This window comes from Legionella longbeachae, from assembly GCF_004283175.1.
GTDB lineage: Bacteria > Pseudomonadota > Gammaproteobacteria > Legionellales > Legionellaceae > Legionella > Legionella longbeachae.
Genome location: NZ_RXNW01000008.1, coordinates 169,964 through 193,703, shown reverse-complemented (window position 1 = coordinate 193,703; position 23,740 = coordinate 169,964). Strand labels below are relative to the sequence as shown.

Sequence of the window (23,740 nt, the reverse complement as noted above, 5' to 3'; positions counted from 1 at the left end):
TCAGTGCAGTTTTTTGGGGCGTGCAGAAGCTTTATTATATAAAAATAAGCTTAAGGAACCCTTAATAATAGGCTAATAAATAAACAAAATGCTCCTAATTTTTGTTTATCATGAAACCTTCATATCGATTGTATGGTAAAATAGCATGATTTAATCAGAAAATCTCTGCATTTTTTCTTAACGTTATGCTAATCAATAGGACTGGTACTTATAAAAAAATGAGTTGTTTTCTTGCACTGTTTCTTTGATTATGAAGGTCTGTCTGTAGTACCCACGAGTAGGGTAGAAGCGACGATATGCAGGGATTTAAAATATTGACCTTGCAAAGAGAGCTGGATAAAAACAGTATTTGCCAGTTTCATACCATAGCCTCTCTATGCTATAGTGGATATTTTTTTGGGCGTACATTATGTTTGAAACCTTAACGGAACGTTTAACCCGTACCTTTAAAAATTTACGAGGGTTAGGGCGATTAACTGAAGAGAATGTACAACACGCTTTGCGTGAAGTCAGACTTTCTCTGCTTGAAGCAGATGTTGCCTTACCTGTTATTAAAGAATTTATAGAGCAAGTAAAGCAAAAGGCTTTAGGACAAGAAGTTTTAACTCATTTAAATCCTGATCAAGCTTTTGTGAAAATTGTACATGACGAATTAATTCATGTCATGGGCGATGAACGTGCCGAACTCAACTTCAAGACTCAACCTCCAGCAATATTTTTAATGGCAGGGTTACAAGGATCAGGTAAAACTACCAGCACTGCAAAACTCGCGCGCTATTTGAAAGAATCTGAAAATAAAAAAGTAATGGTCGTTAGTGTTGACGTTTATCGACCTGCCGCGATCCAGCAGCTTAAAGTATTAGCTGAGCAAATAGGAGTTGGTTTCTTCCCTGCAGAAGTCAGTGAACAACCCTTAACAATTGCTCGTAAAGCCCTGGATGCTGCAAAAAAGCAATATATGGATGTATTGATCATTGATACTGCAGGCCGTTTGCACATTGATGCCGACATGATGGCCGAAATCAAAGAGCTGCATCAGGCAGTAAATCCAATTGAAACTCTATTTGTAGTAGACAGCATGACTGGACAAGATGCCGCGAATACTGCAAAAGCATTTCATGAGGCGCTTCCCTTGACAGGGGTTATCTTAACAAAGACAGATGGTGATGCCCGCGGTGGCGCAGCCCTTTCTGTAAAACAAATTACCGGGCAACCCATTAAATTCATTGGTAGCGGTGAAAAAGTAGATGCACTAGAACCATTTCATCCCGAGCGTGTTGCTTCGAGAATTCTCGGTATGGGTGATATTCTGACCTTAATTGAAGAGGTTGAGCGTAAGGCAGATAAGCAAGCCAGTGAAAAACTTGCTAAAAAATTAAAAAAAGGGAAAAGTTTTGATTTAGAAGATTTCAAGCAACAACTGCTGCAAATGAATAATATGGGTGGTATCTCTGGAATGATGAGTAAGTTACCTGGTGTGAGCCAAATGATGCCCCAGCAAGCAATGAAGCAAGTCAGTGAAAAGGCTATGGCACAAACTATTGCCATTATCAATTCGATGACTCCAAAGGAACGCCGTATTCCTAAAATTATTGTTGGTTCGCGTAAAAAGAGAATTGCTCAGGGCTCAGGAACACAGATACAGGATGTAAATAAGTTATTGAAGCAATTTGAACAAATGCAAAAAATGATGAAAAAATTTACTAAACCTGGTGGAATGCAAAAAATGATGCGTGGAATTGGTGGTATACCTAGATTAAAAGGTATATTACCAGACGATTTTAAATAATTCGCAAGAATTACTTCACATGACGAATTAATTTTCGTACAATACACGGCATTTTTATGCTTAGTGCGATTACTAAGTATGTGTAACCACTCTCAAATAGAGGAAAATAATGGTCGTTATACGTTTATCTAGAGGCGGCGCAAAAAAGCGTCCTTTTTATCACATGGTCGTTACTGACAGTCGCAAACGTCGCGATGGCAGTTATATTGAGCGTATTGGTTATTTTAACCCTATAGCGCGTGGGCAAGAAGTACGTCTGCATATTGATGCAGAAAAATTAAGCCACTGGCAAAAAGTAGGGGCAAAGTTATCTGATCGAGTTTCTGCTTTGGTCAAAGAGTTTAATAAAAAAGGCGAAGCAGCTTAAATAACGTGGATAATCAGAGTTGGATAATAATTGCCCGATTTGGGCGGCCTCATGGTGTTAAAGGTTTTGTTACGGTACACTCTTTTACAGAGCCCCGTGATAATGTTCTGAAATATACAAATTGGCATGCCTTTATTAATAACAAGTGGCAACCTATTAAATTAATGCGGGCTGAAGTACAAAGCAAATCAATTATTGTCCAAATTGAAGGTTATTCTGAGCGTGAATTAGTAGCTCATCTTACTAATATAGAAATTGCAGTTCACCGAGATCAACTGGAAAAATTGAATCCTGGTGAGTATTACTGGCATCAGCTTATAGGTATGAATGTGATTAACCAACAAGGTGAAACTTTTGGAAAAGTCACTGAAATAATTCCTACAGGTGCTAATGATGTGCTGGTTGTAGAAGGTAATAAAAGACATTTAATCCCTTACTTGCCTGGCCAATTTATATTAGATATTGATCCCAACCAGGAGTTAATTACTGTTAATTGGGATGTGGATTTTTAAGTGGTGCTTCATCTTGGAGTCATTACCCTAATACCTGAGATACTTAATGCCTTGAATTATGGCGTATCAGGTAGGGCAATAGATCAAGGGTTAGTAAAAATTGATTTCTGGAATCCAAGAGATTGGTCCTCCAGACCTTATAGACAAGTAGATGATAAACCTTATGGCGGTGGCCCCGGGATGGTCATGATGTATGAACCATTGCGTAGTGCCATTGTGCAGGCACGAAGCCAAATGCCAAGCCATTGTAAGACGATTTATCTAAGCCCCCAAGGAAAGGTAATTCGGCAAAATGACTTAAATCAGGTGGCAAGTGAGAAACAACCCCTGCTGCTTATTGCAGGAAGATATGAAGGAATTGATGAGCGCATTCTTCATCAATATGTAGATGAAGAATGGTCTTTAGGAGATTTTGTTTTAAGTGGTGGTGAGCTGGCAGCCACGGTATTTATCGATGCAATTATTCGCTTAATACCAGGAAGCCTTGGGCATCTCTGTTCAGCAGAACAAGATTCATTCATGAATGGTTTACTGGATTGCCCCCACTACACTCGACCGGCAGAGGTTGATGGATTAGGTGTTCCGCCTGTTTTATTAGGTGGTAACCACAGAGATATTGAACTGTGGCGAAGAAAACAGTCTCTAGGTAAAACCTGGCTTAAGCGGCCGGATTTACTTGAAAAAATACAGTTAAGTGAAGCAGACAAGCAATTGCTTGTTGAGTTTAAGTTTGAGCACGGTGAATCCTAGAAGATGAACCAATTTGAGGAGTAGTCCATGACTAATATTATTGACCAACTGAATGCTGAGCAAATGCAAGGTAAGGAAATCCCTGAGTTTAATCCTGGTGATACTGTTTTGGTTCAAGTGAAAGTAATTGAGGGTAACCGTGAACGCTTACAGGCTTTTGAAGGTGTAGTTATTGCCAAGCGTAATCGTGGTTTGAATTCTGCTTTTACTGTTCGTAAAATTTCTCATGGCGTTGGTGTTGAGCGTGTGTTTCAAACCTACAGCCCAATTGTTGATAGCATTACTGTAAAAAGACGTGGTGATGTGCGTCGTGCTAAGCTTTATTACCTGCGCAACCTGGCTGGTCGTGCTGCACGTATTAAAGAAAAATTACCTGGCAAAAAGGAAGGCTAAGGATTTTATTCTTTGGCTCGAAATTTTGTTAAAAATCATTCATAATCCCCACATTGTGGGGATTATCATTTATGTTCTAAATAAAAATCTTGATTTTCTAAGCTTTTCATCAATCACAACAATATCACCATCTGCTGCTTTTGTGTCGCTTAGATACAGCGTGTAAAGCAATGGGTAAACTGTTTAGTATACCGCTTTCTCATCACGAGTCATCGTATCATCAACGGGCATGCCATTTTTATAAGTTAGAAACTGCTTTAACCACTCGATCTTAAGTAAACCGAAATCTCTAATTGTTCCAGCCTTCACATCCATAAATTGTAGCACTAATAATAAAAACATAATTTTAATTAGCAGATAGCGCTTCATTTTGTAACACCTCATTAGGTTACCTGATTGGATAGAATATGTACCTTATGCTATATATTTATTAAGACTGTATATTAAATGAGGTGTGATATGCAAGATAAGCAAGATAAGCAACAAGGGTATAAATTTGAGAATCCTAAATTATTTTTTACTCTTCCATTCTCAATTATTACGTCAGCGTTAACGGGTGTGAAACCGCCGCAGGATTTTGATTGTCCACATAGAAAAGCATTACATGAGCATTGTTCAAAGGTGCAGGGATTCGATAGTTTTACGGTTCCACCAGTAAATGTTGAGTTGCATCATGAAAAAACACCTTTGACTAAAGAGTCATTTCAGGCTTTAAAAGATGATATGGAGCATACGGCATCGTGGAAACCAACATTTTCAGATAAAGAGCGCGTTCAATTTTATAGGGAACAATCGGAACATCAGACCAAAATTAGTAAAAGCTTTTTTGAAGCCGGTGAACATGAAGGAGCGTTCATGCATGCTCGATTGTCCGATTTTTTTTCATGTAAAGCAAAAACAGTTGATTTTGGGATCCGACTTGGTCAGCAAATAGATCAGGAGATGTCAGGGAAAACACCACCGATAATAACTTCAAGTTGGTAATTATATAAATAGGGGGAATTTATGATACCTAAGGATACAATAATGGGCCGTCAAGGTCCGAGTTCAGGTGTGCACACAAAGGATTGTGCACTTCTTTCTTTAACTCCTAAAGAACAATTTTTTCCGTACATAGTAGATATTGCTGAAGATATGCTTGATTTACCGGAGGAGGAAACGAAAAGATTAGTTGATCCTTCTCTTCTTGAAAGTCATACAGTTCCCGTTTGTATTCCCCTGCTTACTAATCCTAATGATTTACTTTTGTTTATTAAAAATAACAGCAAGATATTATTTGATTTAATGTTAACTGCTTGGCCATTTAAAAACGCGCAATGGGGTTTTACTAATAAAAATAGTGAATTAATTGAAAATCTTGTTGCTATTAAATATTTCCCAATAGTGTATAAAGCGATTACAAAACGGGTTAAAAATACGTTAGATTTATCAGTAACGTTCGTTGGTCCGACTAAGGCTTTGATTGATTATATTATAGAGAGATTGGCCTCAAAAAAAATGACTCGAAATGAAGAGGAATTAAGAGCTTTGCAGTTTATCCTATCGACTGGAATTGCTATTGTCACCAATACATTAGAAAAATCACCAAGTCAGAGTACAGAGGATTATCTTTTGGCAATAAATGATTCGAAAAATTATCTAGGTGCTCTTAAAGATAAGAAATTAGAAACTCTTTTAAATTTTTATTTTAAGAGCAAAGATGAATATCCTCCAAACAGTAGTGATGAATTTTTGCATGTTTGGTTTGATACAAAAACCTATCAGGGAATGTATATGTTTCCTGAACCTTCAATTGCAAAAAAATATGCGTAAAGTGAGAGTGCTTATTGGATCGCGTGGTATGTTAAATTCAGATATGATTAGGCCTTTTTCGATAAAAGTGTTATAAATGTTATAGAGATTACAGAAATCTCTATAACATTTATAAATTCAAACTCAACCTATTCCAAGTTTAAATGATGTGTCTTCATCAAGAGAGTAGCGTTTTTTGAGATATTCCATCATTTCTGGAATAAGTTCATCACATGGTTTCACTCTCTCCCCACCATTAAGGTTTGCATCAAAGAAGCGACATTTTGATGCACTTTGTTTTCCAAGGTATACCTGATGATATTTATCTTTTTGACTTAATTCAAATGTCATTAACATATGGTCTTTATCTTCTAAAGTTTTACTGACTTTTTCCGGGGTTAAACTTTTAAGAGAATGCTGTTCGTCTCGATGCTCGACCTTATTTTTATGAAAAGCATGATGCTCATCTTCGCCTGGATTTTGGGCTCTAAAATCAATCTCTTGATTTTCTTCAATTATCGATTTCTTTAAAAATTGCTTGCCATCTTGTAATTCTTGGGTTGGATCTTGTTTATTTAGTAGTAAATCTAAATAGTGATTGGACATTGGTTGACACATCCCAACAGCCTCACCATCATCGTTAATGGCTTGCCCACTTTCCATTAACATATCAAATTGATTCGTGAATGGCTTGATACCTTGCAGTCTTTTAAATAATTTTTCTAGCATGTAAAACTCCATATTAGTGAGCAACAAATAATGTTGCACGTAATTAATACTGAAACAGACAACACTTATTATACAGAGTTGTACAATATTAAGTCAAATTTATTTCTATTACTACAACAATTACTTCGTGATGACTTTATATGAGACCTCTTCGTAAACGTGTATTCATGTATGCGTTTTGTGAAAACTCCTTAACAAGGAGCATCATGAAGTATGAAAGAATAAAAGAACTGGAAAACGAAGAATTTCATATCTTTCTAACCCTTAATTACCTAAAGAAAGGACAAATAAAAGAAGATAAAGGTAAAAACCTCGAGTTATCAAACCCACGTGTATTAAATGAAAATATCATTTATGCTTACTGACACAGCAGTCGAAAAAAAACAGGCATGAAAATATGCTTACGTTCCCATGCATGTTATTTGAAACCTTAGAAAATAGTACAGTTCATGCTATTTTGGTTTTGGCCTTCTTGTAAATCAACAGATGGCATTTTTAGTCCCAGTTCATTAGGTTGTATTAACGAAACCAGTTCTAAATGTTTAGCAGAAATTTTACCGTTCTCATCTATAAGATCACTTTTTGCATTTAATAGAACTTCGGCTTTAATAATTACAGGGGTATGCCAAACGGGATCACTACCGTCAATACTATCTACAGAGGACTGATAGGTAAAGTTTAAGTCTGAATGTCGTTTAGAAATTGTTAACGCATATTCTTGAGCCTCTTTTTCAGAGCCAAATATCTTAACTTTTTCACTTTTTTTAGGCAGCGAATTAATAATATCCTTTGCGGGATCCTCATTATAAAGGTATTTAACTCCCCTTAATATTCCTCCTGAGATATTATGCATTTCTACAATCCTGTTACTCACGACATAAACGGGACTTTTTCCTAAACCTGCTTCCTCTAAGATCTTTATTTTAATAAATTTAGAAGGCTGAGCGTCTTTACTAATAGCTTTTTTAATGGCCATTAATGCAGTTAATGTCGCGTTGTTTCTCGCAAAAATATCTTCTTTAGCTCTCATGCTAATCTCCTGTGGTTATGCTAAAAAAGGTTTTTAAAACGAAGGGAATACGGGATCGTATGTTTCCTTGGTTTTAAAACCAGAAAATCACGATATACCCGTTTAATGAAAGCGATTAAACTAAACACCCGCAGTATGATGCCAGTCCTCTGACTTGCTCAGAGAAGATATTATCATTTTTTATCACAAAATTAAGCGCAATAATGCCACAACAAATACAAAAGTCAATCTGTATGTATAATATTGTGTCTAAGCGTGAGTGATAGCTCATTGTGTGATCAGCATCTATGTTAGACGACTTTGCTTCTTGCAAATGCCTAGATGAGGTAGATTTACCAGAACAAATAGACAGTGGAACCAAAATATCAATAGACGCTAATGGAACGCTTTTATCTTACTAAACAGAAGGAATTAATCACATAAATAATAGGTAGGAGAAAAACGGATAGAATTAAACTTGAGGAGTCTCTGATTGCCCTGAAATCAACTCCCCAATAGATTTCTTATGCAATACCAAGTTAAAAAAACTTATTCCTATTCCCGTTACCCAACGCCAGGTATTATCCAATGCTGATGGTGGTGAAAGGGCATCTAAACGTTCTTCTTCCCATTTACCAGGGTGAAGTTGACGCAATGCACTCACATATTTCGTAATTTCATCGGCTACTTTGGGAGTAAATTCGAGCTGCTCGTAGATATAGGTAAGAAAACGCTTTGCCAAGCTTAATCTAGCCGTGTAAAGCTCATCTTGTTCTTTCTTTGAGTGATCCAAGTGTAAAATATAATCTTCAAGAAGATATCTGAGTCGAGTAATTGCGTAAATTTTATCAAAAATGAGAGTTACTTCATGTTTATCGCTATTATCTACCCACTGAAAAAAATCGGTTTGTACCTCAACTAAGCTACTTCTGTAAAGGGAAGGAGAAAGCCGTTTACCGATTTGTTCTATTAGTTGATTGATTTCTCGACAAGTTATATTGGGAGAATCAGAGTGCAGACATAAATTATGTTTATGAAAAACCATGCAGAGAAATAAAGCTACAATAATAGTTTTGAATGCATAATCTAATTTTCCTTGTAACGGTTTTAATTCTAAATCATATACTGCATGTAAGCGAGCCAAGTTTTTGGCATCTTCTTCTGAGAAACCATTATTTAACCATTCGAAAATCAAAGAATTTGTTGTATCGTCTGCATCTAAAATATACCCATCATGAGTATATTTTTTTGTAATAAAATCAACCCATTCTAAAAAAAGAAGATACTTTCCCTCACGAAGTGCTTTAAGATATTCAGAACTGGATGAAAGCATGAGTGTCCTTGGCTACTTTTTCTCAATCATATCCTATAATTAAAAAACATAAACATGGAAATGGTGCACACTATGAAAAGGAAATGGTATGTGACTGTTGCTTTATCTCTTTTGCCCCTTCATTTATCCTTCGCGGTTAATTGTGATATAACACATTTTCGTTGGGAATGTGATTTACCTATTCATGTTAAACCTAAACCTAGAGTTTCATCACTTGTATATTGTGGCAACTCTTACGGGTATATAACAAAACAAGAATATGACATACTCGCACGTTACCAACGCGCTAATGTCAATATGGTTTTAGATATCAATGGTGAATATATAGACAGTCCTTGTATTGGTGCACAAAGATAGTAAAATAGGCAATGAATTAACGTGAGCTTCGGGAAAAAATCTATTTAGATTCTGTCTCCATTTCGAACCGTTAGGGCTGATACAGCGTTATGAGCTGTTTTAGCCCTAACGGTTTGAAGTAAAAACACGTTCTCTTTTAAGTCGCGCGCTCTTGTTTTATTTCGCGGTACATCAACTTAAACACGACGAATAATATGATCATTGAATTGGACGGCATTTCTATTGAAATAACGCGTAAACAAGTTAAAAACATGCATTTGCGTATTTATCCTCCCGATGGTTTGGTTAAGGTAAGTGTACCTCTTAAATTTAGTGAGCAGTTAATTCGGCAAACACTGCAAACGAAAGGGGCATGGATTCATCAACAACGTGAACGCATTCGTAGCCGCTCAGTTATTGAAAGTTCTGAGTTAGAAACAGGAGCTACTGTCGTTTTTAAAGGTAAACAATACTTACTCATTGTTGAAGAGCATCACGGTCCGGAGCAAATTAAGATAAATGATGAGTTAATGTACTGCTATACCCAACCCAATAGTTCCCATGAACAAAAGCAAAAACTTCTTGATAATTGGTATCGATATCAAATGCAAATCTTATTGCCTGATTTAATTCGGTATTGGGAGAGTGTTGTTGGTGTAAAAGTGTCTCAGTGGGGAATAAAAAAAATGAAAACACGCTGGGGCTCATGTAATACTAAAGTAGCTCGCATATGGTTAAATCTTAATCTTATAAAAAAACCACAAATCTGTATGGAATATGTACTTGTACATGAATTAGTACATTTGCTTGAGCCCAGCCATAATAAACGTTTTTATCAATTAATGAGTAAATTTATGCCTGAGTGGCGCCAATATGAATTTCTACTGGAAGGACGTGCACCTTGAACGATTCTGATTTACTTATCCACAATCTTTGTACTCAAGGATTCCATATCATCGAAGATTTTCTTGAGCTTGATCAATGCCAGCTCATTCAAGAAACAGCTCAAGAAATGTATGCACAAGGGTTATTTCGTGGAGCAAAAATTGGTCTCAATTTGGGGTCTCATAAAAATAAGACTATTCGCGCTGATGAAATTTTTTGGTTGGATGAACATGAAGAAAATTCAGCAATACAAAGTTATTTAAAACGAATTCAGCAATTAGCTCAGCTCCTGAATCAAGAACTCTATTTAGGTTTACACGAATTTGAAACTCATCTTGCAGCCTATCAACCTGGCTCTTATTATAAAAAACATGTAGACCAGTTTGCTACAAAAAAAAATAGAAAAATTTCTTGTGTCTATTATTTAAATAAAGACTGGAGTGCTGCATCAGGTGGGGAATTAAAACTTTATACTCAAGAGGACCAACTCATTCAAGTTATATTACCACAAGAAAATCGTTTCATATGTTTTAATAGTGATTTGCCCCATGAAGTATGCCTTACTCATCAACCTCGATACAGTATTGCTGGATGGTTGAAGACTCGTTCTGAGTTCATGTGTTAAAGAATCAATTTGATTTTTTAAGATAAAAAATAATCTAACTTTCAATTTAATCAATATGTTAAATGCGGATTGCTGCTACTTGTAAATGAGGCGGCATAATTTGTAGAGTCTGTGCTAAAATAGGGCTATTTTTAAATTTAATTATCTAGGTATAGGGGAGCAATTGTGAAATCTCGTCAAGAGAAACATGATTTTTTAGAACGGCTATTAACAAACCAGAGTCTGAAATTGAGAAAAAAGTTCAATTAATAAGTAGCTCTATAAATAATACTCAGCATGAGATTAATATAATCCAAGAGAACATAGATAAATCACAAATTGGAATAAAATTGTTACAATTATATGATCAAATACAAATTAATGAACAAACTTTAAAATTAGCGATAGAGGAAAAAAAAGAAGGATTGCAAGCTTTAGCCCAGGAATCACTTAATATACATAAGAGCGAATATAAAATTCTTGAAGAGCAATTGACGAAGCTTGACAATCAACTTAATGGATCAAAAAAGTTATTGGAGGAACTGGATCAACAATTAAAAGAAGTGTTGCAATCCGCTGTGAACATTAAACCATTATAAGAAGCAATAAAATCAGGGATCTTCTTAAACAAGGTGGAACATTTTTTCAGGATAAATCTGAGCGTGTGGCTTCATTTTTCATGATGGATTAAGTTTTAAAAATCTTCGCAATTTACCAGACGGGAGGTATTCAAACTCGGATACCTCTATCAATTTAACTTGAGGTTTGACAATACCCAGGTTGCTTAATTGATCACAAATATGGTTCTTTAATTGGATCTTATCCACATAACCGGTGGTTAAGACTTTAATGTCTACTCCATTTTTTGTTTGAATTACTTGATACTCACGAACATTTTTTTCATGTAAAAGTGGGGTTACAAAAATTAAATGATGTACAAAAATATTTCCAGGATAAATGAAATCAAACTCTGGACGGCCTTGGGGTTCGGCAATAAGTTGATGCTGGATTCCACAAGTGCATTTTTTATCCAGGAAAAATAATTGATCAGATACTTCATAACGAATAATGGGTAATGTATAGTTATATAAATTAGTAAAATAAAGTCTATAAGGTATAACTTCCTTCCGCACTGGCCTATTCAATTCATCAACAGGCTCAACAATGCACGCATCATCGTTTAAGTGCATGACTTCACTATCTGCACAACAATTCATTCCAAATAGCCCTTCAGATGTTCCATAAGTATTAAAAATAAAGACATTAGGCCAGACTTTTTTGATTAGTTCGCGGATTGGCTTATATAAAGGTTCTCCTCCAACACAAATAACCTTGGGTTGAATGCGGAGATGCTCTTTAAGCGCTTCGAGGCATAATTTATGGATGGTGCTTGGTGTACCTTGCAAAATATCCGCTTGGGTTGTATTGAGATGGGCAATAATTTGATTAAGTGGTAATGTAATTGGAAAATAATGAGTTTTTATATTATCAAATTTGTAAGTTAACGAAAGTGAATATATGGCATAAACGGTATTAGTAACAATAACTTGAGCAATTGTAGTTTTTTGTGCAGGATCAATTAAAATTTGACTGCGATCATGATTATAAAGGGGATGACGTATAATATATAAGTAATATTTATTCCATTCTTCCCAATCATAGATAAAAACCCCTCTTGTCCCAGTAGAGCCACCACTCGCCAATACATGATAACGATCGTGAAGATATAACAGGTTATTGTGACGCCTCATTTTTGCAATATGCTTTTCAACCAGCGCTAATGAAAGTTTCCGATCAGTAACAATTGAATCCCAGTTTTTCATGAAAGTCATTTTATCCATGATGGGAATTTCACTTAACCGTTCTTCTGTGAAATTCTCAACATTAATATGCGCCAATGCTTTTTGATACCATGGAGAATTTAATTTTGCATGGATGAGTAATTTCCTAAGTTGTTCGTCTCGCATTTGTTGTAGTTTTTCGGGGGAACAAAAAAGCGCATTCTGGTACTCTTGGTATTTTGCAAGCATATCGCTTGTTTGCTGAATGGTCATTCGCTCGGTATCTTGGTGTCTATATAAAATCGGATTTCGAGTAAGTGTTCGATTTAAGCGATGTATAAAATCAAATAAAGACACATTTCACTCCTGTATCAATGTTTTCTCTTACGTGTCAATTCCTGCTTAATTATTTCCAAAAGATCATCCATGCTTTCAAATGTTATATCAGGATATACATAAAATAGGGGTTGCTCCTTATTGATGAACTTATTTCCATTACCCGGTTGCTTTGCAAACCCTTCCCCAGAGGATAGTTGCTGTGTCGGCATTGTGTTTACTACCTGTGTATGCATCCGCGCTTCGTGCCCTGAATTTCCTTGCGCTTCTGTAGCAAGTTTTCGAAGAATGCTATTTTCCATGATGACAGGGATCGCGTTACTTCCTTCCAATGCTAAGACTGGTAGTGTATATAATTTGATTTTATTATTTTTAGTACGCATAAACACCCCTACCCCATGCCATGGTTGAACAGGGTCACCAAATGCTGTAGTTGTTAATACGGCCAATTGCCCAGGTTTAGCATGAATGGTCCACCTGATATGCTCAGGAAAACAGGTACTAATTGGTTCTTGGGGTAAATCTCTATCACTGCGAACCTCTGCCAAATAACATATAGTAGCGTTCCATGCTTCCTGAATCATGGATTGTCGTAGATATTCAAAATGTTTTTCCTGAGGTATTTCAAATGCTTGAGGATTTGTAATTAATGTTTCAACTTGCTTAAAATCCAATGCAGTTAATCGAGTATAAGGCTCAAATAGATGTTTGGTCAGCTCAACATAAAGTGCTTCATAATTTTTCTTATGAGTATGAGCATAATTTGAAAGAGTTGCATAATTAATCGTATAAATCATTGACTTGAATAAAGGGATATACCTACCTTCAGGATTGCATAATTCAGGCTCAGGATCAGCCTCAATCGCTTTATAAAGTACGTGGTGCATGTCATAGGGATCTAATAATGGCTGCATTAAATTAAAATAAAAATCCCGTACATGTGTTCTAATCGTTGCTTTCTCTAATTGCATTCCGGATGGAAGAAAATCCAAAATAACATCTTGATAATCAATTATTTCTATATAATTTGCGATATTTAATTTTTTTATCCACCAACGTAGCTGAGTTTGATAAAGATCAATTATATTTTCAGGTTCATTTAAAAAATGATTAAAACGTCTGCCATCACAAATAATTGTAAATAAAGACAGTGTTCTATTCATATCAATTACTTCTTGACGGTAAATTGAATCAATGGTTTTGGCAATTTCATATAAACCAAGTAAAAAATTGATTTCAGACAAATCAGGTAAAGGTCCCCTGGATTTAAGCGGAGAGGAAGACTTATAAGGCAAGGCAGGAATCACCATTTTTATGGGCTTGTTCTCATTCACTAAGGTCCTTATTTTTTGAGCTAAAATGATTCGTGAAGAATTTGCTTTTGAACCTTTTAAAAATTGACGATCAAACATGACTTCAGTTATTTCTTCGCAAATACTTATATTGTTTGGAGACTGTAAACCATAGTCTTTATAGTTCTTTTTAGCTCTTATTTGGGCAGCAGAAACCCGATCTAAAATAAATTTCTCCGATTCCTGTAAAAGTATAGGCAGTAGATGTTCAAAAAATAGATCTTCACTTATGGGAACAGCCCTCTGATCAAATTCTTGGGAGCTATAAAGTTGAAAATGGGACTTATGATTTATTTCGTGCATAAAATGAGCACTGATAACAGCCTCACGTTTTTTATTTAAACCAATCTTATAGACTGATTCAGTGTCGTCAACAGTTTCGTTTTTCATAAATTTACTAATCATTTCACTTCAGTATTTACAGATATATTGATTTAAATCCCTCATTTCTTGAAGGGTACGACAACCTGTTAATTTCATTACGGCTTCAAATTCTTCGCGCAATAAAGTCAGCATAGAGTGAACACCCTGTTCTCCATCAACAGCTAATGCCCAGAGAACGGCTCTACCGAGTAATAAGGCATCTGCGCCTAATGCGAGAGCTTTGAACATATCTGTTCCTCTTTGAATCCCACCATCCATCAATACAAGTGTGCGTCCAGCAACCACTTTGACAATATCAGGTAATACAGTAATTGTAGCCTGGGCAGTATCAAGTTGGCGGCCTCCATGATTGGATACAACCAGGCCTGAAACTTTTAACTGGCAGGCTTTATCTGCATCCAAAGGATTAAGAATTCCTTTTAGAATAACAGGTAGCCTGGTTAGTGATTGGACCCACTCGATATCGTTCCAGGTGACAGAGGGATCAAGCTCATGGGCAGTAAAGTTATAAAGTACTTGATCGCTTACTGCGCTTTTAAAATTACCAGTGGTCAGATGACTAGGAAGTACGAATTGGTTACGAACATCCCTGTCTCTTTTCCCTGTAATTGGAGCACCTACAGTAATAAGTATGGCTTTATAATTTGCATTTTCCGCACGTTGAATTAACTCTTGTGTTAATGCTCTATTTTTAAAAATATAAATTTGTAACCAAAGACTCTCATTATTTGAGTAAGTTGCGATGTCTTCAAGGGCTACATTTGACATGGAACTTACAATCATGGGAATGCCACATGATTTAGCAGCCTTCGCGGTACTTACCTCACCTCGTTGATCTACTAATTGATGGAATGCTGTTGGCGCAATGAGTAATGGGATGCTTAATTCATCATTTAATATTTTAGTCGACAAATCAACAGTTGAAACATCCCGCAAACACAATGGTCTTAAACTAATATTATCAAAAGCCTTTCGATTGTTTCGCTTTGTTATTTCATCACAAGCACCTGCATCAATGAAGTCAAAAGTTTTTTGAGGAAGTTTTTGTTTTGCTAACAATCTGTAATCAGATAATTTTACAGGATTCATTGTGATACTCGTTATAGGTTGAGTGGACTCTAATAGGGGCATTTCGTTGTTATCCAATTTGTTTCTCTTTAAATGGAAAATAGCTCTAATAGGGAACTTAGCATGGATTATCTCCTTATCCAAAGAATAGCGTTTCTTATTGTTTTTTCCACTTTAATCGCACGGATTAAATCCTTATGAAATTAGATTGCAATGAGACTAAAAGCCTTTATCAGATTGAAATTATGAAATAATTTTTAAAAGTTACACTGCTTACACCATATATTTTTTGTAATTTACAGAGAAATTTGATACAAATTTATTGAATTTTAACCGCAATCAATATTAAATGGACTTGTATGCCTCCAAGGAGAGGGAGAATTAACATGGCAATTAGTAAAGAATTTTTTAGAATATATGGCCATTTTGTTATGAATTACAAACAAAATGGCACTCCGGCATTTTACAATTGGGCTAAAGAACATAATCACAGCATAATTAGCCTTTTCTTAGAAGAAATTCTTTCTCTTGTGACTTTAAATCAGGATACGCTGCATGATGCAAGTATTATTGAGAACTTGAGTATTACCATCCTTCTGTCTGCTAAAAGCAATCCCTATTTACTGAATTGTTGGGTAAATTTTCTTGATGAATATAATAGTGCAGCAAAACAATATGCTCCAATAGGGACTATAGAAATGAGTATTGGTCCTTCTGGAGTTCCTTCTGAAAATTTGATCCGTAATCTCAAAGACGCATTAATTGCGCAGCAAACAGCATTGGTTTCAACTCAAAAAATACATCAAGCTGAAATAGAACAACTAAAGAAACAAATTTCAGATCTACAACAATCAAATTATCAATTAATGTTACAAAATGATCAATTAAAGATTCTAGTGGGTGATCGAAAGGCTGTAGAAGAAATGCATGATCAAATAATAACCGCTTAAAAGCAATTATTATCTGTATCTCAGTTACTTGGCACACTTTTTGATACTACAAAACAAAAGCCAGTGATTGAAATTCTTTCTCCTTTACTAACTACTTCGATTATGCAAAGTCCCCAAACTCCAGAAATAGGACAATTAACTCAAGCTCCTCTACCTAAAACTATCGAAAGAGATATGGCTATGCAAAATGAAATAAGCATTATCCCTTCTCAAATAGAAGTGTTCGCTCAAAAAGATCAACTCCAACCAAAAATTCCACCAGCCCCCCAAATTCCTCTTCCTCCAGAAAAACCACCAATACAACCAACATCTGCAAAGGAAACTAAAACAGCGGCAAAACCAATTTTGGCCAATCAATCATTTTTTACACCGTTAAGCAATAATGATCTCCTTGATGGAATAAATGGTGCCCTGGAAAAAATGAAAAAGAGGAAGGAAGCACAAGTGTCACAAATAAATGATGAAGAAAAAAAAAAATTATCCACCCAGTGATAGTGGGCCGCCTGAACTAGTGGCTCTTTTTAAAAAATTACGAGAAATTAGAAGTGCAATAGAAAATGAAGATTCATCACCAGAAAACTCGGCCGTGGAATCAGATTGGTGATGTCCCAATTTCGAATAAATATGATTATTGTGTATAATGATATTTTTATTTTCACTTAGTCCTTATGCACGCTATAGAGATTAAACAGCTATCCAAAACTTATGCTAATGGTGTTCAAGCGTTGAAAGGCATTGATTTAACCATTAATACAGGTGATTTTTTTGCTTTGCTGGGAGCCAATGGTGCGGGAAAGTCAACAACCATAGGTTTGTTAACTACGTTACTCAAAAAAACATCTGGTAGCATCTGTATTTATGGTTATGATTTAGAAACTGAGCCCGAAAAAGCAAAATCCTGTATAGGACTTGTACCCCAGGAAATCAACCTTAATATTTTTGAAACCTGTGAACAAATCTTATTGAACCAAGCGGGTTATTATGGAATTTCCCGAAAAAATGCGCGCCCCCAAGTTGAATCATTATTGCATCAATTAGGCCTTTGGGATAAACGGTTTTCTATAGCACGCCATTTGTCTGGGGGTATGAAACGTCGACTTATGATCGCCAGGGCTTTAGTGCATCAGCCTAAGGTATTGATTCTTGATGAACCCACGGCTGGCGTAGATATAGAAATCAGGCACAGTATGTGGGAGTTTTTAACGCGCACTAATATGGAAGGAACAACAATTATTCTTACGACCCATTACCTTGAAGAGGCAGAACAATTGTGTAAGAACATTGCCATCATTGATAAAGGAGAAATCATCAAAAATACCTCGATGAAAGCTTTATTACAGACATTGAGGCATCAAACTTTTATTTTTAATACAGAAGCTCGCATTACAACTTTGCCTGATTTGCATCCTTTCAAACCATCACTCATTGATAGTACTACTATAGAACTAAGAGTAGATAATCACTTAAATTTAAATGACGCATTTGCTCTCTTCTCCAAGCAAGGAATAAGGATTCATAGTATGCGCAATAAAACCAATCGCTTGGAAGAGCTTTTTTTGGATCTCATAAAAAATGGCCATTAGAAAACAACTTATTGCACTTTATACGTTGGTTAGGCGGGAACTTGTTCGTATGTTTCGTATTGCGTCGCAAGTATTTTTGCCTCCGGTAATCACAACCACACTTTATTTTCTCATTTTTGGGAGCTTAATTGGACCTCGGATTGGTAACATTGAAGGAGTGAGCTATCCCATGTTCATTGCTCCAGGGCTAATTATGATGTCAGTGATAGTTAATTCTTATGGCAATGTATCCTCTTCATTATATAGTGTTCGTTTTCAAAGAAGTATTGATGAAATGCTTGTTAGTCCTATGCATCATGGTCTTTTACTTTTAGGCTATGTTTTAGGTGGAGTATTTAGAGGGTTAATTGTCGCCATTTTAGTCTTTCTTGTCGCCAGTTTTTTCCTAACCATTGAATTAAGTCATTTACCTATGACCCTGCTAGTAGTTTTATTGGTTGCTGCAATATTTGCATCAGCTGGTTTCACTAATGCCATGTTAGCTCGCAATTTTGATGACATTATGCTGATTCCAACATTTGTTTTGACGCCACTTACTTATCTGGGGGGGGTATTTTATAGTATTACTATGTTACCTGAACCCTGGCAAAAGATATCCTGGTTTAATCCTATTTTATACATGGTTAATGCACTGAGACATGCAATGATAGGCCAAAGTGAAGTAAGCATTTCTTTGGCTATAGGCATTATTTTGATTATGTTAGTTTCAATTACAATTCTCAACATGATTCTATTGAAAAAAGGAATAGGATTACGTGAATAATCTCATTAGATTATGACCTGAGCACATGCTCATCCCTGGGTTGAAAATATTGGTAGGTATACATAAAATTCGGGGATGCTTCTTGAAACTCTGGGAGTTTCATCATCCATCCATTGATAAAGGTAAAAAGAAGCTGTCGAGTGTATTTGTAATCTGGTTCTATCTCGGGTATTTCTATTGCCAAATACTTCTTCTTATTATTTCCGAACATTTTTTGCCTTATTGCAAGTTCTTGCTTCACTAAACCGTGATCAAATTGTCCTATAATATCAAAAATGGGCACGTTTATTTCAGGCTTTTTATTTATAGTTAGTTGTGTATGGTAGGCTGAAAGTAGAATCAATCCCTCTATTTTTGGTACTTGCGGTTTGCCAAAATAATCTAGAGTCTGCTGTAATTGATCCCCATAATGCAACACCACGATTTTCATGAACTTTTTCTGTCTCAACGTCACAATTGCCGAAGGAAGCTGTTTTATCCATGGTATGGCATTATTTTTATCATCCTGAAGTAAAGTTACCATCCATCCATTTTCAGCTAATCGGTGCACTAAATCATCCAATACAGTTGAGGATCGAACGTCACTTCCGCCAGCAACAAGAAGTACAGCTCCAAGCTGTTTTTTTTGAGAAAACCAACAAGGGACGTGAATATGCTTACCATCAACATTAATTTCAAGCATATTTGTATAGGCAGCCGAGGCTATACAACACCAAAGCAACATTATCCTTATTGTGTATTTCATATCATCCTAACAGATTGCGATTGGAATAAATTTATAGAAATTGACAACTTTAGTACGCGTAGCCCGGATTAGGCTTAGCCGTAACCGGGCAATTGAGATAGCTTAAATTTAATCTGAAAATACTATACCCTGTTGATCTAACATCAACCTTGCTTTGTCTGCTAGAATTTTATGCGCTAATCCTGTGGGATGTACCAAATCAAAAAATAAATAACCTGTACAAGCATCCTCTTTCATCTGGGGTTTAGCTGCAGCAGTCATTTTTAAGACTGATGTTTTGGTTATATTTTCATCAAATTGAACACAGGTTTCCGTTATATTAGTAAAGCCATAGTCTTGTGGACGGTTTATAACTTCTTCAAAAGCTTGATGCAGATCATAATAGAGCCATTCTACATCCGGATAGGTCTGTTTAAGATTATCAATTGATTGACTTAATATACTATTGTGTTGTTTTGCAAAGTAGGTCATCTCATCTATAGTACCAAATTCAATCGCAGCTGGAGTTCGCCCCAAATCTGGCAAATTCACGACCAGAATATGTTTTGCACCTTTTTTCACTAAACGATGTAAACTATTTCTAATTCCAAGATTAACATCCTCGAGTGTTTTTTCAACTTCAGAAGGCAATCCAAGATAATTATTAGCACCTATCCATATCACAAAAAGGCTGTCTTCTCTGGCTTTATCATCATGTGCCAATAAATAATTATTAATTTCCCTTCTTAATGTAAACAATACTTCATCATCTTCTTCCTCTTCAGAAACACCAGCGCCTCCGAAAGCATAATCCAATAAATGAGCGTCAGGATTTTCAGGAAAATAAGAGGCGATCACATGTTCTATCCAGACAGGACCATTGGTAAATCGACCTTCGTAATAGGGGGGAGATTGCGGAATTTGTTTTTTCATAAATTCATACAAATTACCATTATCAGATAAACTATCTCCAAATATAACGATATTATGAAGTGGTGTTGCTGAAATAATCCCGGAAAATAAAAAAGCACTTATAGTTGCTAACAGTCTCATGAATACCCTTAATCTTAATCCTAAAAAAGCAGTAGTCTTTTATCACTATGACAGACTTTCTGCACTGAATTTGAAGAGTTTATTTGATTGTTTAAAAACAAAAACATCGGCATTATAGTATGAAAAATCATGGATTAGCAATTTTTATTACCTCAATAAGTGCAATGATATTTTTAATTAATTATCATAATGTTATGTTTATTTGCTTGTTATGTAGGTTACTAAAGAAGATAAAATTATGCTTATTTGATGGACAAACTCAATAAAATAACTCTCTATAGAAAATGAAGTTATTCCGATGTGAGACACTATATAGAAAGAGATAATTAGAAAAAAGTCGGCATTTGTAAAAACAGCTGATTACTCTACGCATCTCAATAAAACAGTTTTGCTCTATTTTTTGACTTTATGTGGCATATCAGCACGATTCAGGCGTGCGGCATAAAACACCGGATGCCACAGGCAAGCTACAGAACATCAATAGTGAGGCAAAAAGGAAGGATACGATAGGGTAAATTTTTGAGAAAGCTTTGTTGCTCCCAAAACCCTGCTCTACATAGATAATACTCTCCCTAACGTCACCCCCCGCAAGGTGGAGGGGCTAAAAAGCAGCAATCCTTGCTGGAAATTTCATCTTGATGAGCTTGCTGACCAACTAAATTAAGCATTACTACTGATTAAAGTTAATTTTAACTGACGTCCACATACCCAGGCTTTGGTTAATCCACTCATGATTTCTTTAGGCATGCCTTTGGGAAGGCGTACAATAGAATGGTCATCAAGAATTTTAAGACCGGTAATGTGCTTACTTTGTAGACCTGCTTCATTAGCAATAGCACCAACAATATTCCCTGGTTTAACTCCATGAACTTTACCCACATCAAGACGGAATAAATCTTGTTCTACGTCTCCAAATTTTTTACGGTTATCTTTGGGGCTTTTCTTATCTGAATTAAAACTTTTTCTTTCGTCGAAACGAGAAAACGAACGCTCAAATTTACCATTACGTTCTGGACGGTTTTCTTTTATTGAACGTGATTCTTTAGGTAAAGCTTGTTCTTTTTGCCATGGCATATCTTTATGCAATAATAAGGCAAGCGCAGCAGCAACATCGACCGCGGAAGCATCATTTTCTTTGATGTACTCCTCAATAATCCGTTTGTAAGAAATTATGTGTTCATGTTCCAGGCGTGCGGTAATATTTGCCATGAAACGTTGTTGACGTGTCACATGGATCATGTGGTCTGTGGGCACAGCTACCTTAGTAATACGCTGACGGGTATGTCGCTCGATACTTGTAATGAGTCGACCTTCCTTAGGTGTTACAAAGAGTATAGCAACTCCAGAACGCCCGGCTCTTCCTGTTCTTCCAATCCGATGAACATAAGTTTCATTATCATGGGGTAAGTCATAATTGATTACGTGAGTGACTCGCTCTACATCTAAACCACGTGCGGCAACATCTGTAGCAACCAAAATATCAATTGCTCCTTGTCTGAATTGAGCAATAATTCGTTCACGTAACGCTTGGGTAATATCACCATGTATGGCCATAGCGCGCAGTCCTTGTTGTTGCAATATTTCTGCTACTTCTTCGGTACTGCTTTTAGTTCGCACAAATACAATAACACCCTGGTAGTCTTCCACTGCTAGTACGCGTAATAATGCATCATACTTTTGATGTCCTGATGCAAATAGGAAGCGTTGTTCAATACTTTTGACAGTGGCGGTTTCTGCGCGTATTTCAATCGCTGCAGGATTATGTAAATAAGTATTCGCAATTTGTCGTATGCGATGAGGCATAGTTGCAGAAAATAAACCTATTTGCTTTTTTTCGGGTAATTTGGACATGATGGTTTCAATATCCTCAATAAACCCCATACGCAACATTTCATCTGCTTCATCAAGAATAAAAGTACGTAAATTATCTAAAAGCAAAGTTCCTTTATCGAGATGATCCAGAATACGTCCTGGAGTCCCAACTACTATCTGAGCGCCAGCTCGTAATTGTTTTAATTGACGTCCATATTCCTGGCCACCACATAAAACTGCAACTGTGATGCTGCGTTGATTTGCACTTAATAATTCGAATTGCTCTGCAACTTGAATCGCTAATTCTCGCGTAGGTGCTAAAATTAAAGCCTGGGTGCCGTGCACAGACGAGGATAAATTTTGCAAAATTGGTAATGCAAATGCAGCGGTTTTACCTGTTCCTGTTTGCGCAAGAGCAATCGCATCTCGTCCTTCTAACAGTAAAGGAATCGTTTGTGCTTGAATTGGTGAAGGAGTAGTAAACTTCATATCCTCTAATGCTCTATTTAAGGCATCAGAAAAATTAAAGGCAGCGAAGCTGGTGATTTCTTGAGACATAAAAATCCTGATTGAGTAAAACGTAGCCTATAAAGGCAAGGTGATATAAAATTTGAACATTATAATAACAAAATAAACAGGAAAAAGCACTATTTTTTTAGCTAATGAAGTTATTTGGCCAATAATGTAGTGTTGCTCAGAAAAGAATTTTCCGTGAAACGCCCCGAGTTTTGCTACCCTAATCCAGAACTAAAGCTGTAAATTTATAGCTGCTAGGACTGTCCAAGTGCTGCAGATACATGAGCCATTTCATTTTTAGCTGCAGTGTTTGGTTGACATGGATAACTTTTGCTTGCGCCTAGCCAAGCGACCTGTGATACAGTCATCGAATCTTTATCACTTTGTTGACTTGATATTTCTTTATAAGTTTGTTGCAATAATTGACACAGTGTGGTTGCATTAAGCTGAACATTTGTAGGAAGACAAAAAATAGGATTACCTTGGTTTTTAGCAATTTCGTTTGCTTGAAGCATTGTTTCTGCAATATTTTCACAGGTTATGGTTAGAACATGTCGCGCTGAACGAGCCCAAGCTTGAGCTTGTGGATCTGCTTTAATTTCCATCTGAGGGATATTATCGGCAATTTTCATGTAATTTTTTATGGTGTCTGCATGAAGGCAGTGACAAAAAAATATAAAACTGATGAATAATATACGCATAATAAATCCTTATTTAAATGCCATGGGGTTTAATTAATCCCAGTTTAAAAGCAATTAATAAAAATATAAATAAACTAACAGAAATACTTATTCTAATGGTCAATGCCCTAACAGCGCGTTTAGAGTTTCCAGAGTCACGAATGAGGAAAATAAGACCGCTTGCTAATGAGCCGGCGATAATAATCATGGCCAAGATGATGATAATTTTAGTGATCATTT

Annotated in this window: 28 protein-coding genes; 16 read left to right on the top strand and 12 right to left on the bottom strand. The window is 36.0% G+C overall.

What is annotated here, in order from left to right; all coding sequences use genetic code 11:
* Positions 1-409 precede the first annotated feature (409 nt).
* The 5 genes from ffh (at position 410) to rplS (ending at position 3,811) form a co-directional block, all read left to right on the top strand.
* Positions 410-1,789, top strand: coding sequence for a signal recognition particle protein (gene ffh / locus EKG34_RS10080; protein ID WP_003635021.1), 1,380 nt, complete (start codon positions 410-412; stop codon positions 1,787-1,789).
* 109 nt (positions 1,790-1,898) lie between these two features.
* Positions 1,899-2,156, top strand: a complete 258-nt coding sequence (rpsP, locus tag EKG34_RS10075; RefSeq protein WP_003635023.1) for a 30S ribosomal protein S16 — start codon at positions 1,899-1,901, stop codon at positions 2,154-2,156.
* 5 nt (positions 2,157-2,161) lie between these two features.
* The gene (gene rimM / locus EKG34_RS10070) at positions 2,162-2,668 is read left to right on the top strand and encodes a ribosome maturation factor RimM (protein WP_003635024.1); all 507 of its coding nucleotides are present in this window, start codon (positions 2,162-2,164) and stop codon (positions 2,666-2,668) included.
* Positions 2,669-3,418: a tRNA (guanosine(37)-N1)-methyltransferase TrmD gene (gene trmD / locus EKG34_RS10065; protein ID WP_003635026.1), complete on the top strand. Its 750-nt coding sequence runs from the start codon at positions 2,669-2,671 to the stop codon at positions 3,416-3,418.
* 27 nt (positions 3,419-3,445) lie between these two features.
* On the top strand, positions 3,446-3,811 hold the full coding sequence (gene rplS, locus EKG34_RS10060; RefSeq protein ID WP_003635029.1) for a 50S ribosomal protein L19: 366 nt from the start codon (positions 3,446-3,448) through the stop codon (positions 3,809-3,811).
* Positions 3,812-3,994: 183 nt separating this feature from the next.
* On the opposite strand, the gene EKG34_RS10055 is transcribed toward rplS, so the two are convergent.
* A complete protein-coding gene (locus EKG34_RS10055; RefSeq protein ID WP_003635032.1) occupies positions 3,995-4,180 on the bottom strand; it encodes a DDE transposase family protein in 186 nt (61 codons plus the stop codon).
* Between the two features lie 90 nt (positions 4,181-4,270).
* On the opposite strand from EKG34_RS10055, the gene EKG34_RS10050 reads away from it, so the two are divergent.
* Complete coding sequence (locus EKG34_RS10050; RefSeq protein WP_003635034.1) at positions 4,271-4,795, top strand: hypothetical protein; 525 nt, start codon at positions 4,271-4,273, stop codon at positions 4,793-4,795.
* A 21-nt stretch (positions 4,796-4,816) separates the two neighbouring features.
* Positions 4,817-5,623, top strand: a complete 807-nt coding sequence (locus EKG34_RS10045; protein ID WP_012979382.1) for a hypothetical protein — start codon at positions 4,817-4,819, stop codon at positions 5,621-5,623.
* Between the two features lie 123 nt (positions 5,624-5,746).
* Here EKG34_RS10045 and EKG34_RS10040 read toward each other — a convergent pair whose 3' ends face one another.
* Entirely contained in the window at positions 5,747-6,331 is a 585-nt protein-coding gene (locus EKG34_RS10040) for a hypothetical protein (RefSeq protein ID WP_003635037.1), read from the bottom strand.
* Positions 6,332-6,537: 206 nt separating this feature from the next.
* Here EKG34_RS10040 and EKG34_RS18215 point away from each other — a divergent pair, with 206 nt between their 5' ends.
* Positions 6,538-6,696, top strand: coding sequence for a hypothetical protein (locus EKG34_RS18215; RefSeq protein ID WP_003635040.1), 159 nt, complete (start codon positions 6,538-6,540; stop codon positions 6,694-6,696).
* Between the two features lie 65 nt (positions 6,697-6,761).
* Here the strand turns inward: EKG34_RS18215 and EKG34_RS10035 are convergent, their stop codons facing one another.
* Positions 6,762-7,361, bottom strand: coding sequence for a hypothetical protein (locus EKG34_RS10035; RefSeq protein ID WP_003635044.1), 600 nt, complete (start codon positions 7,359-7,361; stop codon positions 6,762-6,764).
* A 451-nt stretch (positions 7,362-7,812) separates the two neighbouring features.
* Positions 7,813-8,673, bottom strand: coding sequence for a helical bundle domain-containing protein (locus EKG34_RS10030; protein WP_003635047.1), 861 nt, complete (start codon positions 8,671-8,673; stop codon positions 7,813-7,815).
* Between the two features lie 72 nt (positions 8,674-8,745).
* Between EKG34_RS10030 and EKG34_RS10025 the strand changes: the two genes are divergently transcribed.
* The 4 genes from EKG34_RS10025 to EKG34_RS10010 all read left to right on the top strand — a co-directional run bounded on the left by EKG34_RS10025 (position 8,746) and on the right by EKG34_RS10010 (position 11,097).
* Positions 8,746-9,030 (top strand): hypothetical protein, encoded by a 285-nt coding sequence (locus tag EKG34_RS10025; protein WP_012979380.1) that lies wholly within the window; start codon positions 8,746-8,748, stop codon positions 9,028-9,030.
* A 194-nt stretch (positions 9,031-9,224) separates the two neighbouring features.
* Entirely contained in the window at positions 9,225-9,914 is a 690-nt protein-coding gene (locus EKG34_RS10020) for a M48 family metallopeptidase (protein WP_003635053.1), read from the top strand.
* Positions 9,911-10,519 carry a 2OG-Fe(II) oxygenase gene (locus EKG34_RS10015; protein ID WP_003635055.1) on the top strand — a complete coding sequence of 203 codons (609 nt, stop codon included), beginning with the start codon at positions 9,911-9,913 and terminating at the stop codon, positions 10,517-10,519. Before EKG34_RS10020 ends, EKG34_RS10015 begins: the two co-directional genes overlap by 4 nt.
* 329 nt (positions 10,520-10,848) lie before the next feature.
* The gene (locus EKG34_RS10010; protein WP_003635057.1) at positions 10,849-11,097 is read left to right on the top strand and encodes a hypothetical protein; all 249 of its coding nucleotides are present in this window, start codon (positions 10,849-10,851) and stop codon (positions 11,095-11,097) included.
* A 78-nt stretch (positions 11,098-11,175) separates the two neighbouring features.
* Here the strand turns inward: EKG34_RS10010 and EKG34_RS10005 are convergent, their stop codons facing one another.
* The 3 genes from EKG34_RS10005 to EKG34_RS09995 are packed head-to-tail and all read right to left on the bottom strand — an operon-like array spanning position 11,176 to position 15,497.
* Positions 11,176-12,636: a phenylacetate--CoA ligase family protein gene (locus EKG34_RS10005; protein ID WP_003635059.1), complete on the bottom strand. Its 1,461-nt coding sequence runs from the start codon at positions 12,634-12,636 to the stop codon at positions 11,176-11,178.
* A 14-nt stretch (positions 12,637-12,650) separates the two neighbouring features.
* Positions 12,651-14,357, bottom strand: a complete 1,707-nt coding sequence (locus tag EKG34_RS10000) for an L-tyrosine/L-tryptophan isonitrile synthase family protein (protein ID WP_003635060.1) — start codon at positions 14,355-14,357, stop codon at positions 12,651-12,653.
* 21 nt (positions 14,358-14,378) lie between these two features.
* The gene (locus EKG34_RS09995) at positions 14,379-15,497 is read right to left on the bottom strand and encodes an alpha-hydroxy acid oxidase (protein WP_223800050.1); all 1,119 of its coding nucleotides are present in this window, start codon (positions 15,495-15,497) and stop codon (positions 14,379-14,381) included.
* A 308-nt stretch (positions 15,498-15,805) separates the two neighbouring features.
* On the opposite strand from EKG34_RS09995, the gene EKG34_RS09990 reads away from it, so the two are divergent.
* The 4 genes from EKG34_RS09990 (at position 15,806) to EKG34_RS09975 (ending at position 18,715) form a co-directional block, all read left to right on the top strand.
* Positions 15,806-16,369: a hypothetical protein gene (locus EKG34_RS09990; RefSeq protein ID WP_003635063.1), complete on the top strand. Its 564-nt coding sequence runs from the start codon at positions 15,806-15,808 to the stop codon at positions 16,367-16,369.
* A 63-nt stretch (positions 16,370-16,432) separates the two neighbouring features.
* Positions 16,433-16,861 carry a hypothetical protein gene (locus EKG34_RS09985; protein WP_012979378.1) on the top strand — a complete coding sequence of 143 codons (429 nt, stop codon included), beginning with the start codon at positions 16,433-16,435 and terminating at the stop codon, positions 16,859-16,861.
* 176 nt (positions 16,862-17,037) lie between these two features.
* Positions 17,038-17,952: an ABC transporter ATP-binding protein gene (locus EKG34_RS09980; protein ID WP_003635068.1), complete on the top strand. Its 915-nt coding sequence runs from the start codon at positions 17,038-17,040 to the stop codon at positions 17,950-17,952.
* Complete coding sequence (locus tag EKG34_RS09975; protein WP_003635070.1) at positions 17,942-18,715, top strand: ABC transporter permease; 774 nt, start codon at positions 17,942-17,944, stop codon at positions 18,713-18,715. The genes EKG34_RS09980 and EKG34_RS09975 overlap by 11 nt, the downstream gene beginning before the upstream one ends.
* 10 nt (positions 18,716-18,725) lie before the next feature.
* On the opposite strand, the gene EKG34_RS09970 is transcribed toward EKG34_RS09975, so the two are convergent.
* The 5 genes from EKG34_RS09970 to EKG34_RS09950 all read right to left on the bottom strand — a co-directional run bounded on the left by EKG34_RS09970 (position 18,726) and on the right by EKG34_RS09950 (position 23,738).
* Complete coding sequence (locus tag EKG34_RS09970) at positions 18,726-19,460, bottom strand: ATPase (protein WP_012979377.1); 735 nt, start codon at positions 19,458-19,460, stop codon at positions 18,726-18,728.
* 108 nt (positions 19,461-19,568) lie between these two features.
* On the bottom strand, positions 19,569-20,492 hold the full coding sequence (plaA, locus tag EKG34_RS09965) for a GDSL family lysophospholipase PlaA (protein ID WP_003635076.1): 924 nt from the start codon (positions 20,490-20,492) through the stop codon (positions 19,569-19,571).
* A 660-nt stretch (positions 20,493-21,152) separates the two neighbouring features.
* Entirely contained in the window at positions 21,153-22,862 is a 1,710-nt protein-coding gene (locus tag EKG34_RS09960; protein ID WP_003635080.1) for a DEAD/DEAH box helicase, read from the bottom strand.
* 212 nt (positions 22,863-23,074) lie between these two features.
* Positions 23,075-23,521: a hypothetical protein gene (locus tag EKG34_RS09955; RefSeq protein WP_003635082.1), complete on the bottom strand. Its 447-nt coding sequence runs from the start codon at positions 23,519-23,521 to the stop codon at positions 23,075-23,077.
* Positions 23,522-23,534: 13 nt separating this feature from the next.
* A complete protein-coding gene (locus EKG34_RS09950) occupies positions 23,535-23,738 on the bottom strand; it encodes a twin transmembrane helix small protein (RefSeq protein ID WP_027269565.1) in 204 nt (67 codons plus the stop codon).
* Positions 23,739-23,740 lie beyond the last annotated feature (2 nt).